The organism is Bradyrhizobium sp. CCGUVB1N3 (genome assembly GCF_024199925.1).
Lineage (GTDB): Bacteria > Pseudomonadota > Alphaproteobacteria > Rhizobiales > Xanthobacteraceae > Bradyrhizobium.
Window position 1 is genome coordinate 3,278,303 of the sequence record NZ_JANADR010000001.1, and the last position, 13,008, is coordinate 3,291,310.

General features: G+C 60.4%; 10 protein-coding genes and 3 pseudogenes. 8 read left to right on the forward strand and 5 right to left on the reverse strand.

What is annotated here, in order from left to right; all coding sequences use genetic code 11:
- Window positions 1-297: 297 nt before the first annotated feature.
- Window positions 298-780, forward strand: coding sequence for a hypothetical protein (locus tag NLM33_RS15550; protein ID WP_254096888.1), 483 nt, complete (start codon window positions 298-300; stop codon window positions 778-780).
- 412 nt (window positions 781-1,192) lie between these two features.
- Here the strand turns inward: NLM33_RS15550 and NLM33_RS15560 are convergent.
- The 3 genes and pseudogenes from NLM33_RS15560 to NLM33_RS15570 form a co-directional block, all read right to left on the reverse strand.
- Window positions 1,193-2,131, reverse strand: a pseudogene (locus NLM33_RS15560) (aldehyde dehydrogenase family protein); the annotation flags it as partial.
- A gap of 620 nt (window positions 2,132-2,751) precedes the next feature.
- Window positions 2,752-2,979 (reverse strand): hypothetical protein, encoded by a 228-nt coding sequence (locus NLM33_RS15565; RefSeq protein WP_254096889.1) that lies wholly within the window; start codon window positions 2,977-2,979, stop codon window positions 2,752-2,754.
- Between the two features lie 413 nt (window positions 2,980-3,392).
- On the reverse strand, window positions 3,393-3,638 hold the full coding sequence (locus NLM33_RS15570) for a hypothetical protein (RefSeq protein ID WP_254096890.1): 246 nt from the start codon (window positions 3,636-3,638) through the stop codon (window positions 3,393-3,395).
- A gap of 1,136 nt (window positions 3,639-4,774) precedes the next feature.
- On the opposite strand from NLM33_RS15570, the gene NLM33_RS15575 reads away from it, so the two are divergent.
- The 5 genes from NLM33_RS15575 to NLM33_RS15595 all read left to right on the forward strand — a co-directional run bounded on the left by NLM33_RS15575 (window position 4,775) and on the right by NLM33_RS15595 (window position 7,870).
- The gene (locus tag NLM33_RS15575; RefSeq protein ID WP_254096891.1) at window positions 4,775-5,590 is read left to right on the forward strand and encodes a phytanoyl-CoA dioxygenase family protein; all 816 of its coding nucleotides are present in this window, start codon (window positions 4,775-4,777) and stop codon (window positions 5,588-5,590) included.
- A gap of 798 nt (window positions 5,591-6,388) precedes the next feature.
- Window positions 6,389-6,643 carry a hypothetical protein gene (locus NLM33_RS15580; RefSeq protein WP_254096892.1) on the forward strand — a complete coding sequence of 85 codons (255 nt, stop codon included), beginning with the start codon at window positions 6,389-6,391 and terminating at the stop codon, window positions 6,641-6,643.
- A gap of 57 nt (window positions 6,644-6,700) precedes the next feature.
- On the forward strand, window positions 6,701-6,934 hold the full coding sequence (locus NLM33_RS15585) for a hypothetical protein (RefSeq protein ID WP_254096893.1): 234 nt from the start codon (window positions 6,701-6,703) through the stop codon (window positions 6,932-6,934).
- 173 nt (window positions 6,935-7,107) lie between these two features.
- Window positions 7,108-7,287, forward strand: a complete 180-nt coding sequence (locus NLM33_RS15590; RefSeq protein WP_254105811.1) for a hypothetical protein — start codon at window positions 7,108-7,110, stop codon at window positions 7,285-7,287.
- A gap of 388 nt (window positions 7,288-7,675) precedes the next feature.
- Window positions 7,676-7,870, forward strand: coding sequence for a hypothetical protein (locus NLM33_RS15595; protein ID WP_254096894.1), 195 nt, complete (start codon window positions 7,676-7,678; stop codon window positions 7,868-7,870).
- 109 nt (window positions 7,871-7,979) lie between these two features.
- Here NLM33_RS15595 and NLM33_RS49660 read toward each other — a convergent pair.
- A pseudogene (locus tag NLM33_RS49660) lies at window positions 7,980-8,789 on the reverse strand (GNAT family N-acetyltransferase); the annotation flags it as partial.
- A 590-nt stretch (window positions 8,790-9,379) separates the two neighbouring features.
- On the opposite strand from NLM33_RS49660, the pseudogene NLM33_RS15600 reads away from it, so the two are divergent.
- Both NLM33_RS15600 and NLM33_RS15605 read left to right on the forward strand, forming a co-directional pair.
- Window positions 9,380-9,564 (forward strand): annotated as a pseudogene (locus NLM33_RS15600) (saccharopine dehydrogenase); the annotation flags it as partial.
- A 237-nt stretch (window positions 9,565-9,801) separates the two neighbouring features.
- On the forward strand, window positions 9,802-11,583 hold the full coding sequence (locus tag NLM33_RS15605; protein WP_254096895.1) for a Rieske 2Fe-2S domain-containing protein: 1,782 nt from the start codon (window positions 9,802-9,804) through the stop codon (window positions 11,581-11,583).
- 101 nt (window positions 11,584-11,684) lie between these two features.
- Here NLM33_RS15605 and NLM33_RS15610 read toward each other — a convergent pair whose 3' ends face one another.
- Complete coding sequence (locus NLM33_RS15610) at window positions 11,685-12,968, reverse strand: S41 family peptidase (protein WP_254096896.1); 1,284 nt, start codon at window positions 12,966-12,968, stop codon at window positions 11,685-11,687.
- Between the last annotated feature and the right edge of the window lie 40 nt (window positions 12,969-13,008).

Genomic DNA, 13,008 nt, shown 5'->3' on the forward strand with positions numbered 1-13,008 from the left:
CTTTTCAATCGCATTCTGCAATCCGCTTCGCTGTTGAAATCACTGACCCCTTAGCTGCGCGCAATCCACTATTCACCTCGCGATCAAAAGGCGACCAAAATAGGGAGGATGCGCCGGAGAAGATGCGGGTTCCTGGCATCTTGAAGTACCCCTGCTAGTACCAGCCAACAGGAGGACGCAATCCAGTGGGCCTCTCCACCGCGCTATAGCGCGATGGCTTGCGCTTGCGCTCGCCAACCGGTTGCGCTCAGATACTTCTGGTCTCGGGAGATCAGCCAATCCGAGTTTACGCACGGGGTGCTGCACTATTACTTCAGCGACAAGGTCGACCTGATCTGCTGTTGTGTTCGTCACTACAAGTCGAAGTGCGTCACGCGGTACGACCAGATCACGTCAGCGGCGCAAAGCCGCGACGAACTGATGAAGGGCTTTCTGGAGAAGTTCGGCGGGACGGTTCGCGACGATGCGACGATGCATCGCCTCTGGTACGATCTTCGCTCACAGTCTCTGTTTGAAGAGGCCTTTCGCGACGACGTCGCCGAGATCGACAAGAGCCTGGAGGTTATAGTGTGGCGGGTCGCGTCCCGCTTTGCCTCACTTGGTGGCCGACAGCCTCTCGTCTCCCGGGGCGCGCTCTATGCGTTGTTTGATAGACTCTTCCAGCGATGCCGGCTGCGGCATCTATCGGGTGAACATGCTCTATGCAGCGATGCTCGCGGGCGCTGGTATCGGCCGCACCGACTTTTCTCGTGCGCAGAGACCTGGCGGAAGGTCGCCTGATCGCGCCGCGGCCGTTAAGGCGTTTCGCGCGGCGGTGCAGAAGCCGTGCCTTTGTAGACTTGGGCGGTTACCCGGTCCTGCTCTGCGGCTCGCATTTCCCGCGCAGTCTTCAATGCTCGCCGAAGGAAAGGGTCTTCGGTCTCCTTGGATAGTGTTATGAGCTTATTGCAGTTGTAGCAGTTGACCTGAAGACCATCCCGGACTTGGTTGGCCTTCTCCCGGAATACACGCGTACAGGTCGGGCACCTGATCTTTACCTTCTCCTCTACAACCATGACAAAACCTTTCAATGAAAGGCTTGGTGTCGCGCTTGGCCGTTACGGAAGCACTAACTCCTAACAGACAAGAATGCCCGCAAGCAGCCCCTGTGAGGAACGGGCTGACGTTAAGCAACGTGCAGGGTTAGTGGCTTCTTACTCCGATGCGGCTGCAAGCCGAACGCCGCCCACATTCGGCGGATCGTGGTGTGGGAAAAGCCAGTTGCCGCATCGACATCCTTGCCCCAGACCGAAGCGCCGAGGCCGAAGAGGCTGTCATTCGCCTTCTCAATAGCGGTGTCCAAATTGCTGTAACGAAGAAGCGCAATCGCAGGGCCGAACTGTTCTTCCGCGACCAGTCGACTTTCTTCGGGCAAATCCTTGAATAGCGTGATCGGATAGAAAAAACCGCCGTCCGGAACGTCACCTTTGAAGAACGGCGCAGCGTGCGTCTCAGCCTCGCTAACCAGTTCCGAGACCCGCGCGAATTGCTTGCGGTTCTGCAAAGGGCCGATCTCTACGCCATCCATATCCCACGGACCGATTTTTATCGAGCGCGCCAAAGCGGAGAACTTATCCGCCACGGCGTCGATCATTGCGTCCGGAACATAGATTCGTTTCGCGCATGCACATACTTGACCGTTGTTGGCAAACGCAGCCCAAAACAAGTCGCCTGCCTGGGCCTCGATATCAAAATCATCCAACACGATGGCCGCATCGTTGCCGCCCAATCCCAGAGTGATCCGCTTCAACGTGGGCGCGGCCGCAGCCATAATAGCCTTGCCGGTTGCAACCGAACCCGTGAAGGCAATCTTGCCTATCGCTGGATGTGCCGTTATCCAACGGCCGAGGTTGTCTCCACCGGACAAGACGTTGATTACGCCGACCGGTTGGCTGCAACCGTCAAGGCACGGCGGCAAACAGGAGGGCAAGTTCGTCTGTGCGCTGGCAGACCTCAGCGAAGAAATGAGAGTGCGATTAGTCGAGTTGCCTGCAGCAGCACTCCAAAAATGTTGCGGACACACCTTCGATCTCAACGACGACTGCCCTGATTTGGCGCTATCACGGTATCTCGGGTCGGGGCTTCGAGACATAAGCCGTCAAGGGCTCAAGACCTGCCATCAGTCTAGCTTGCGTTTGGCCCAACCCTTCCTTCAGCACGTCTAGCAAAGACAATCTAGTGACTGCAGGTGACGCCGGCACCGTGTCGTTCCTCGCGGCTTCAATATTCACCCTCGGCGCTGCACGATGAACAGCAACCTTTTTCGAAGGTTCTCGCTTTGCGGGATCTTGTATTTTCGATAGGTCGCTACTTGGCGGAGGAGTTGCTGGCCTGGGGACGGGGGCGACATCTACTGCAACGGTTGCCTGGGGCCATCGTTCAGCAAAGCTCAACACACTTGGTGGAGGTACGATCGTCGGCAAACTCGTGTCGATAACCACCCGCTCAGGTAACTTGTCGGCCGATGCTATCCTGATGGTTGGCCTATCGGTAGCACTGACGAGAGGTTCCGTTGCTGGCTGCGGGAAACACCAGCCTAATCCGACCAGCAACAGGACCAGAGCGCTGCCGACGAAACTGAAATATTTGATCAACGGCATGGGGTCGCCTCCCAATCGAGACGACCATGAGATTCGAATTCTTAGGAGATCGATAAAGATAGATTAAAACTGAAAACATGGTTATCGCCGATGCTGCGATGCAGAAGCGGCGTCATTTCAACAAGGTTCGTGACTTTGAGGATGCGTCGTAGATCTCAATCTTTAGCTTCGGATACTTGGCCAATAACTCGGCCGCCGCCTTCTTTGCGGCTTTCTCCTCGTCAAACTCGGTCTTGAAATGCCCATCAACGGTTATCGCATAACCGGTAGACGGTGCGAGATCAGCACGCTGAACAATGCGTGGTGGTAGACTTTCGACCTGAACCTTTGGCTTCTTCATCGGCTCGTTAGGCCTATTGGGATCGGGAATTGATCTCTTCGGTTAGCTGCTGAGATTGGGGAAGTTCTCCATATTGGGAACTCGCAGTCTGCCAACCTGCGTAAGCACAGCACAGAAATATAACGATCTGCAATCCGATCGTCATCGCCGTCCCCTTGTTCTCGTTGGCGAAGAAATTACAAGGGACGTCCTACGAGCAGCTTAGGCAAAACGGTTTTCGCAACGTTTACTGGATAGGTAAACGATTGGCGACGCAAGCGGTAGACCGAGCCGCAGTGAGGGCACGTAAAATCGTCGGCCTGCGCGTGCTCCACCCGGCCCCTGGGCAACTTTTCGCGCTGGAACGCCACCTCGACGATCCACGGGTAGCGCTTGGGCTTGGCGGCCTTGAGGGCTGCATTGTTTCCATAGCTTTAAAAGTTAGGTGGCCGTCGGCTAACCAGCGAACCTTCCTCGCCGTCCAGAAAATAGCCGTGTTCACTCTCAGCTCGGCCGTGCGGATGCGGGCCGTTGGGTGCAACCAACATCACAGCGGTAACCAACTTCCGTTCGTGGTCGTCCTCGTCTACGACACCGCCAAGCGTTCGGGCGTAGTTCAGGAATGCCGCCTCGTCGAACACGGCAAAGCGCTGGGTGAACTCCAGATATTTGATCGTCATGATTGATCCCCACGCTTCCACGCAATGAGGGTCGGCCCGTGCCGAGACCTCCAGGTCTGGCTGGCGCGCGTGGCGAAAGGCTACACCTCAAGGGGTTTGCGGTGAAGGGCGTTTGTGGCGGGGGGCGGTCCAACCCGGGCCCCCGGGGGATTTTTCCGCGCCGGTAAATCCAACCTTCGGGTCGAGGCACGCTCGGCCTGCTCGATTTTATACCGCTTGCGCGAAGGGGGTACGTCAGCCTTTTTCGGCGGGCTTAGGAGTGGTAGCAAAGGATTCCTGCCGACGCGATGTCACAAGCGCTCAAGCACGGCTGTTGCGCCAGTAGGCCCGACGATTGCGCCTGCGGGGTTGCACTGTTGCACCGGAGGTCGGCGTTGGTGCGTACCGCCTCGCTGTAGCGGCGCCTAGAACAGCTTGCGCGCCGTCTCGATCTCCTTGAGCCGCCGATTCCACATCGCGGCGTTGAGCCATGACCGGATATGGGCGTCGAGCGCCGCCGCGATCACTGCGGCTCGCAAGATATCGGTTTCCCAGCAGCGTGAACCGTACTGTTCGATGTAGCGCTTGGCCCGACTGTCGCTCGGCTTGCCTTCGATGCATTGGCGCAGGCGTTCTTCGGCAGGAGCGTCTCGGCTCCGGCAGGCTCCGGCAGACAAAGGGCTAAGGACCACTTGGCTATGATCGTCCTATGCCCTTCGTTCAGGTCTCACCAACCGACAAGAAGCTTCGGGATGAGAGGGTGAGATCAAATTGAGTTTAAGGTTCCGGTCGCATCACCCAAGTTCGATGTCCGTTTTACACCCAAAGCGACGCAATTGCTGCGCGCAGCGAAATGACACGAAGGGCCAGATGCGGACTCTTGTCGTTGAGTCTTGCACCGCTGGCCTCAAGCCATTTGTTGATCCTTCAAGCCTATCTGTGCTACGCTAAAACATCATGATGATCCGCACATCCGATATCGTCTCGGTCTTCTTCCTCAGCCGTTAACAGCGGCGCCTGCTTCGAGCGGGTGGAAGGCGAGAGCGTGCTGGGCAACTGCCTGGCTCGCCCATCTCACATTCCTGGACCAATGAGCCGCACCCAACGTCGCATCACGCGGCGACGGGTGACCGGTCTACAACGATACGGGGATATTCATGCCTGCTGATGAACATGAGTCGATGCGCGCACTCAGCGATGATCAGGTACAGCAATTCATTCGCGACGGATTCGTCCGCATCGACCGGGCGTTTCCGCGCGAGCTTGCCGACGAGGCCCGCACCATCCTGTGGCGCGATACGGGCTGCGATCCCCACAATCAGGCGACCTGGACAAAACCGGCCATCCGGCTTTCCGGCTACAAGGACGCGCAGTTCCTCAAGGCGGAGCGCACGCCGGTGCTGCACGCCGCGTTCGATCAGATCGTCGGCGAGGGCCGCTGGCGCCTGGGCTCGCTGGGCTTCGGGGGTACGTTTGTCGTACGCTTCCCCCATTCGGATGAGCCCGGAGACGACGGTTGGCACATCGATACAAGCTTTTCCCCCGATGGCGGCGATCCGAATGAGCGGCGCGCGAATGTGGGGTCGCGCGGCCGCGCTCTGTTGATGCTGTTCCTGTTCTCCGACGTCGGCCCACGCGACGCCCCAACGCGGATAAGGGTGGGATCACACATCGACATGGCACGCTTCCTCGCGCCAGCAGGCGAGACTGGGATGTCACAAACGGAAATGGCGCAGGGTCGGATGGGAGCCGAGCGGCCCGAGGCGCTGGCGACGGGTGAAGCCGGCACTGTCTACCTGTGCCATCCGTTCCTCGTGCACGCCGGCCAGCGCCACCAAGGGACGGCGCCGCGGTTCATGGCCCAGCCGCCGCTGCATCCCGCGGAACCCATCCGGCTCGAGCGGGTGGACGGCAATTATTCACCAGTTGAGATCGCGATTCGACAAGCTCTTCAGGGCGGCTTAGCGGAATAACTCCGACTAGCCCCGAGGACGTCGGCCCAGCTGCCAAAATCCAATAGATCGTTGATAGGCGACTCGCCACTGGTGCGAACTTCTTGAGATTCGCACCAGTACGTGAGCAAAGGGCGAGGTCTCGTGACATGGGAGAGAAGGGTGCGGTAGTGCTCGATCTTTTCATTGATTTCATCGCACTTCTCGCACATTGCCGCGTCGTCGCGTCAATGTGGGTAACCAACATTTCCGTGACGCCTGACAAGCGAGCTGGCTGATCTACTACGGCGATGTCCACGTCGGCACCATCGGCCTGCGCTCCGGCAATCCGACCGAGAGCGACCCGTGGCAATGTCGCTGTGGTGTCTATCCCGGATCACGTCCCGGCGAATGCACCGCCAGCACCGAGTTGACCTTCGAGAGCGCGCGCGCTGCGTTCTCGGCGGCATGGACGCTGTCCTGTCCAAGCACCGAAGCCGATTTCGATAAATGGCGAGAAGTGCGCGACCGGACGGCGCGAAAATATGCTGCGTGGGCGCGCGGCGAAAGAGTGCTGGTCCGATAATGAGCTTTTGACACCAACCGCGCCCACTCGCGAGCGCAAGCGCTTGCGCCGCGTGGGGCGCGGAGGTTGATGCTCGCTTTCTCTGGCCGCTAGGACGCTTGCACTGTCGGCGCTGGCCCCGTCGGGCACTGGCACTATCGGCTCTGCTCCCATGGCGCTCGTGGTGCGAGAGACCGTCTCGATCAACCCGCCTTGATGTAGACCCGCATCCCGGATTGGTCAATGGGTGCCGACTCAGCGTATCGATCGACGCCATGAAGTGCACCGCCGAACGCCCCTTCGCCGACCCTGATGCCGCAGCGCGCAAGCTGATCGAGATCTCCAACGCCGTCGAGCCGGTGCAAGACGGGCGCATCTACATCGATCTGATCAACAGTCCCTCCCTGTATCAGCTCAAGGGCACGCCTGCCGAATTACCAGACCGGTTTAGATCGGCGCGGTTGCCGAGGGCTGGCTTTGGCTGCACGAGAGCGGCACTCGCGCAGGCCGGTTACACCTCAGATTTTTGATGCGTCTTATCGCGATCACATTAAGCTGCGCGTTGACTCCAATTGGAGTGACAACCGATGTCCGAGATCGAGGCGTACACACTGGAAGGCCATCTCTCCAAGCTAACAGAGGACAGCGAATCCTTGTCGATTGTGTTCGGCGTGCAGAACGCCTGCACTATGTACCCACCCTACACGATCGGGAGAGACTTCATCGCAGGGCACGATCATGTTGACCCCGCAAAGGCTCGGCCCATCGTGGCACCATTCAACAGCATCCAACAGATCATCTGCCACATGAGGAAGAGCTAGCCGCCGTCTTTAAGGCAAAACTCATGGGGGCGCTCAGGTTATTAAGCGTGGAGCAGTGGGCGGCAAAAGCATTGGATCAAGGTGAAGGACCGGAGCATCCGGCGTGGAGTGAGTGCTTGACGCATTCGCATGATCACTTTAACCCGGCGGCCGATCACGCCGGAGAACATCAAGTGGCAAAAAAGACGAAGAGCAAGCGCAACGAGTACACCAAGGACGACATCAAGCTGCTCAAGGCACATTCCAAGGCTCGCACCCCAGTGGCCACACTCTCGAAGCTGATGAAGCGCTCCGAGGGCTCGTTGAGACAGAAGGCTGGCAGCCTTGGAATTGGACTAGGCCATCAGCGTTAAGCGAAAAGGCCCCGGCGTGCTCACTCGCCGGGGACTTTCTCCATCATAGGCCGGGTACATCCGCCGAACCGTCCGATCTGTCCCTGATTACGGCATCTAATCTGGGACGTGATGTGGCAGCGGTGCGGCGAACTCGGCCCCAACGCATTCGCGGACGTCCGGTTCGGTGCCGATAGCCGACGGCGTAACGAGCGTTTACGTTGGGCAGCTTAGGGCCAAAGGCGGAAATGATCTGACTCGCGACGTCGCAAAACGGCGATTGTGCGACACATCGAGAATGGCTCCGTTAAGCCACTTCCCTGCTTAAGGGGAGTGGCCGCCACGCCGGTCCCTCCCCATTTTGGCTGCGCGGGACGAGCACGTCCTCGTATGCCATCGGAGACAGGCAATGACCATAAGAACCTTTTGCACGCTTGCCGCCGCCATCTTTGCCCTTATCGCACTTCTGCAGTTGATCCGTATTGTGATGGGGTGGTCCGTCACCTTGAATGGCGTCGATGTGCCGCTCTGGGTGAGCTGGATTGCCGTCGCCGTGGCGGGCGCGTTGAGCTTCGTCGGCTTCCGCGCCGCCATGCGCAGCTAAAGGCTGGCAGAGCCCGCCCGGGCAGCGGAGCCACTTCCCTACTCGCGCGGAATTCCGCCGGCGGCCTGATTAAGCGATATCTCACGCCAATAGCGGCCTGTATCATAGACTATCGCAAATCATCGAGAACAAACGCGGCTGCGTGACTGTACGCGTCTTCATTCGGGCGATGCATGGTTACGCCATTGCGCTGGGCGCGAAAGCCCATGGCCAGAAGGTGTCGATAAGCCTTGGGGCGACTGGCATTTGCACATGCCACGACTTGTTTAAGCCCTTGGTCTGCTGCCAGCCTTTCGCAGGCAGTGAGCAATCGACTAAGAGGCATTTCAGTATCCGAGCCCGGATGAACTGCTGCGAACCTAATCAGGCATGAACCGGCTCCTGCAGGGCTCCTGGGGCCGTATTCGCAGAGGGCCACTGCCTCCACCCGCGAACCAGCCGCAAGAAAGATGCTGTCGCCGTGCCCATGAGTGTGAGCAGTTCGTATTTCTGTTGTGAGATCCAATCCGTCGAGTACCTCAGTGGTTAGAGCTCGGCACGCACCGAGCCAATGTGCTTGATCTGCGTCGGCAATGGCCGAGTAGCGAACCGATTCTCCCACAGTTTCATTGGGATCGACTGGGCGGGTCATGATCGCGGTGAGGAATCGCGGCCAGAAGCCAAACCTCTGATACAAGGCAATGTGTTTCGTGCTTTCGGCAAACGTGAAGAAGGCTAGGTGCCGAGCTCCCGATGCATTCAACCGCTCAAGCACTGGAGGAATGAGAAGCCTCGCGGCCCCGCGATTCCAAGTGTCTGGGTGTGTTGAGATTGGTCCGAATACTCCCAAGCTTCCCCAACTAGTACCCAGGCTGGATCCAACGAGCCGGTCTTCAATCCACGCGCCAAAAGCCAGCGAGGGATTTGCCATCCAACGACCAGTGACGAAGTCGCGATCCGTCCAAAATGCATCTTCTTGTCATCGCATTGCGGCTGTGTGCCTGGATGACTACACGCCAACCACCGGCGTCGGAGTCCGTCGCGTATAGGAAGACGTCTTCGGGGCGACGGGATATCTCAATGCTCTCTACGATCGTTGCCATCTGTTCCTCCTTTGCTCCGATCTCCTGCGGATGTCGCCGGGCCGGGGCGCCGAGCATCCGTCGCGGTGGGAGCCGGCGGAGGCGCACCGGGTCAGCAAGGATGTCGTACCCGTCTGGGCCGATGGACTCATCTCCATTTCGCACATGCTCTGGGCCTTCGCATCGTATTCCCCCAATCACGTGGCGGATAGCCGGACGCCCCTGAACAGAACTCCTCTCCTTCCGAAGAAGCAGGATTTCCTGACATCGCTGGTTTACGGCGGCCAAATAAAGTGTGCGACAGGCTCTTACTCGTCGCGAGAGCTTGCCGAGACACGCCGAACTCTCGCTCCCCCGAGACCGAGAAAGCGTTCCAGGCGTTCAGCCGTCAGGTATTCGCCGACGGCGCGCTGTCGCGCGCCAGGAGTTGATGGACGCGATCTGGGTTGCCGTGATCACGGGCGACCGCGATCCGGGCTACGGCTCGACCAGCAAGATGATCGCCGAAAGCGCTCTCTGCCTTGTGCGCGACGTGGAGGGCGAGGGTGGCATCTGGACGCCGGGCGCGCTGATGGGCCGGCGTTGCGCAAGCGTCTGACGGAGCGCGCCGGCCTCACCTTCAGCGCGCGTTGAGATAACGCTCAAAACTGCAGCGGCTGCCTGGTTACGTGTGCTGCTTATCATCGACACGCTTTTGTTGAAACTGCCGAGCGCGATCGAGCTGTGCCTCAGTTCCGTACCGCTTGATGATCCAGTGCGGTGCCTTTCGCGCAGCCCCTAAGCCACGGCATCCTCTCGCCCTAGCGCGAGAGGATGCCTATGTTGCGGAGTACCTGCAGCGCCCAAAAAGCGACAATGGGAGGTAGGCTCATGGACGCGCCCAGCGAGGAATTTGCGCTGGCAGGAAGCCTTGAGGAGCTCAAGCTCAAGGGGCGGCTCGTTGTGCGCGGTGGCCACCGTCCGATCCTCGTCATCTATGACCGCGGCCGCGTTTTCGCCCTCGACAATCGGTGCCCGCACATGGGCTTCCCGCTCGAGCGCGGCAGCGTCGAGGACGGCATCTTGACCTGTCACTGGCACCACGCTCGCTTCGATCTCGAAAGCGGCAGCACCTTCGACCTCTGGGCGGACGACGTGCCGGTCTGCCCGGTCGAGGTGCGCAATGGTGACGTCTGGGTGAAGACCACGTTCACGCATCCCGATCTTGCCGCGCACTGGCATCAGCGGCTTGCGGACGGGCTCGCCCACGATCTCGGCCTCGTCATTGCCAAGGCCGTGTATGGTCAGCTCGCGGCCGGCGTACCGCAGACCGAAATCGTCCGGCAGGTGGCGCTGTTTGGGGCGCAGAATCGCGACGGCTGGGGCACAGGTCTTACGATCCTTACGGCACTCGCCAATCTCCTGCCTGTGCTGCCGGAGGAGAAGGCCTATCTCGCCCTCTTCCACGGTGCGCGCCACGTGGCGGCGGACTGCGACGACGAGGCGCCGCGGCGGGAACGCGCGCCGCTTGGAAGCCGGCCAGATCCGGCCACACTCAAAAGCTGGCTGCGCCGTTGGACAAGCGTGCGCCATCGCGAGGCGGCCGAGCGCACCCTACTCACGGCGATCGCGACCGGCTTCTCCCCGACTGAGGTCGCCGATGCCCTATTCGCCGCCGCGACCGAGCGGGCGTTCGCCGACACCGGGCACTCGCTCGACTTCATCAACAAGGCGCTCGAGTGCCTCGACCTGGTCGGCTGGCAACACGCGGCGGCTCTGCTGCCGACTGTCGTCGGTCAGATGGTCGCGGCCCGTGGCGCCGAGGAATCGACTGCCTGGCGCCAGCCCATTGACCTTGTTGCGTTGTGTGAGACATCTACCGGCGAACTCGCGGACCTGTTCGCTGCGGGACGCGGCTCGCGTGACTGGTCGGGCCAGGCTGCACTTGCACAAGAGCTGCTCGGTGACGATCCGGCTGGGATCGTTGACGCGCTCAAGGAGGCGATCCGCGCCGGTGCCGCTCCTGCTGACCTTGGCCAATCCCTCGCGTACGCGGCAGCGCTCAGAGTGGCGCGCTTCGGCGATGTCAACGAGCACGCCGACTGGGAGACGGCGCATCACGTCTTCACCTACGCCAACGCAGTCCACCAGATGCTAACGCGCATCGGGACTGCCAACATCGACACTCACGTCACGGCTGTTCGCGGCGTATTGTATGGAGCGGTGGCGCTCTACCTTGCTCGCTATCTCAATGTGCCACCGGCGCGCATCCCGGGCGACGGCGGCGAGCAGCTCGATGATCTGCCTGCGGATCCAGAGACGATCGGCGCCGCCTTGCTCGACGCCTTCGACCGGCAGAGACAGATCGATCTCGCCGCACGCCTGGTGGCCCGGCACCTTACCCTCGGCCACTCGCCGCAGGCGCTGATTGCCACGCTCGCGCATGCGGTGCTGCGAGAAGATGCAGGCTTCCATGCGTACCAGATGCTCGAGGCGGGAGTCCGGCAGTTCGGCGCGTGGAGCGACACGGACGAGGGCCGGCACATTCTCGTCGCGGTCGCTCGCTATCTGGCGGCCCATTTCCCGACCGAACGCGCGTCGCTGCAGACAGCCGATATCGCCCACCGCTTGATGCGGGGTGGCGAGCTGCATCAAGAGGCGGGATCGTCCTGACGTCACACGCTCAGGCGATCTGAAGCGACCCTGCGCGCCGCGGACCGAGACGCGCTTCCAATACCCATTTTCTCGTGCTGCAAATGTGCATGACGCCCGGATTAGGTTCCGGACAGGAGCGCAACAGCACGGCTCAGTTGAGGGTCGTCTGACCCGGCGGAGGCCACATCTGCCAGGACCTCGATCGTCGGCGTCACGCCCACGCTCTCCAGGCGCTCGCCATCGACCCGGACATCTTCGACGGCGAGCAGCAGCAAGCCGCTTCCGATGAGGAATGCGGTGGCGGCCAGGACCGCACCCTCTGTCCGGGTGCCTATGAGCTCGCCCAGCCGATACTTTTTGAAGCCATAGGCCAGGACCTCCTTGCCGCTGCGCGTACCGCCGTTGATGAGCATCGCAACGGGCTTGCGCCATTTCACATTGACGAGTTCGCTCCTGCCGTTTCGGTCGGTGACCTGCATTGTGGGCACGCGGGCATTGAAGAGATCGAGATATTGGGGTTGCGCGCCGCCCCAGCCATCCCGCAAATCCCAGATCAGCGCGTCCGCGTCTCTGAGCACCCCTTGAGACAGCAGGGATTCAAGAGCGCGTTGATAGATGGAGCCGGCATAGCACCAAACATGGACATAGCCGATACGTCGTCCGTTGGACTCAATGATGCGCGCACTGGATTCCAACCCACGAAGGAACATTTTCGTGGGCTTGAGATCGATGGGTATGACCGGGACTTGCAGCACCGAGGCGCCCCGATGCACCTCCAAGACAACCGATTTGCCCACCTTCCCACGGAATGACCCGATCGGCTCAAATGCGGTTCCGTTAACGGCAATGGTTTCGTCGCCGGCACGGAGGCCCGCCTCCTGAGCGGGCGTTCCGTCGATGACGCCCGTGATCACGTTGCGACCCGTCGCCTCGAGACGTGAAAGGATACCGATGCCGGGATACGAAATGTGGCCGTCTGGAAACGCACGCTGCAGTCCCCGGCGCTGCAGTGCGCCGGCAAAGATGTCTGCAAGCTGATAATATTCGGGCTCATCGGGCGTGTAGAAACGCGTGTGCGAAGCGTGCAGCTCAGACAGCATGGTATTGATGACGCGCGCCAGAGAGTCCTGGGAAGTTGCCCGCTGAACGTCTAGAAGATATCTCTCTCGTACCGCCGGCCAGTCCAGTCCGTTGTGGCGCGGATCGTAAAAGCGCTCACGCACGGTCTGCCAAACGCTCTCGAAGGTCGCGACGCCATCAGCAGGAACGTAGGAGTTGCCGCCCTCTCCCTTGAGAGCCTCCTCGGCGTTCGGGACCTTCGTAACCACGGCACATGCCGTCACCATGGCTGTCAGCCGCAACACTTGGCGACGCGAAGGCGATGGATCGATAGCCGCTTTCATCGTCTGATCTCCGATGTCCGCGCGTTACCGAACGCTCGCG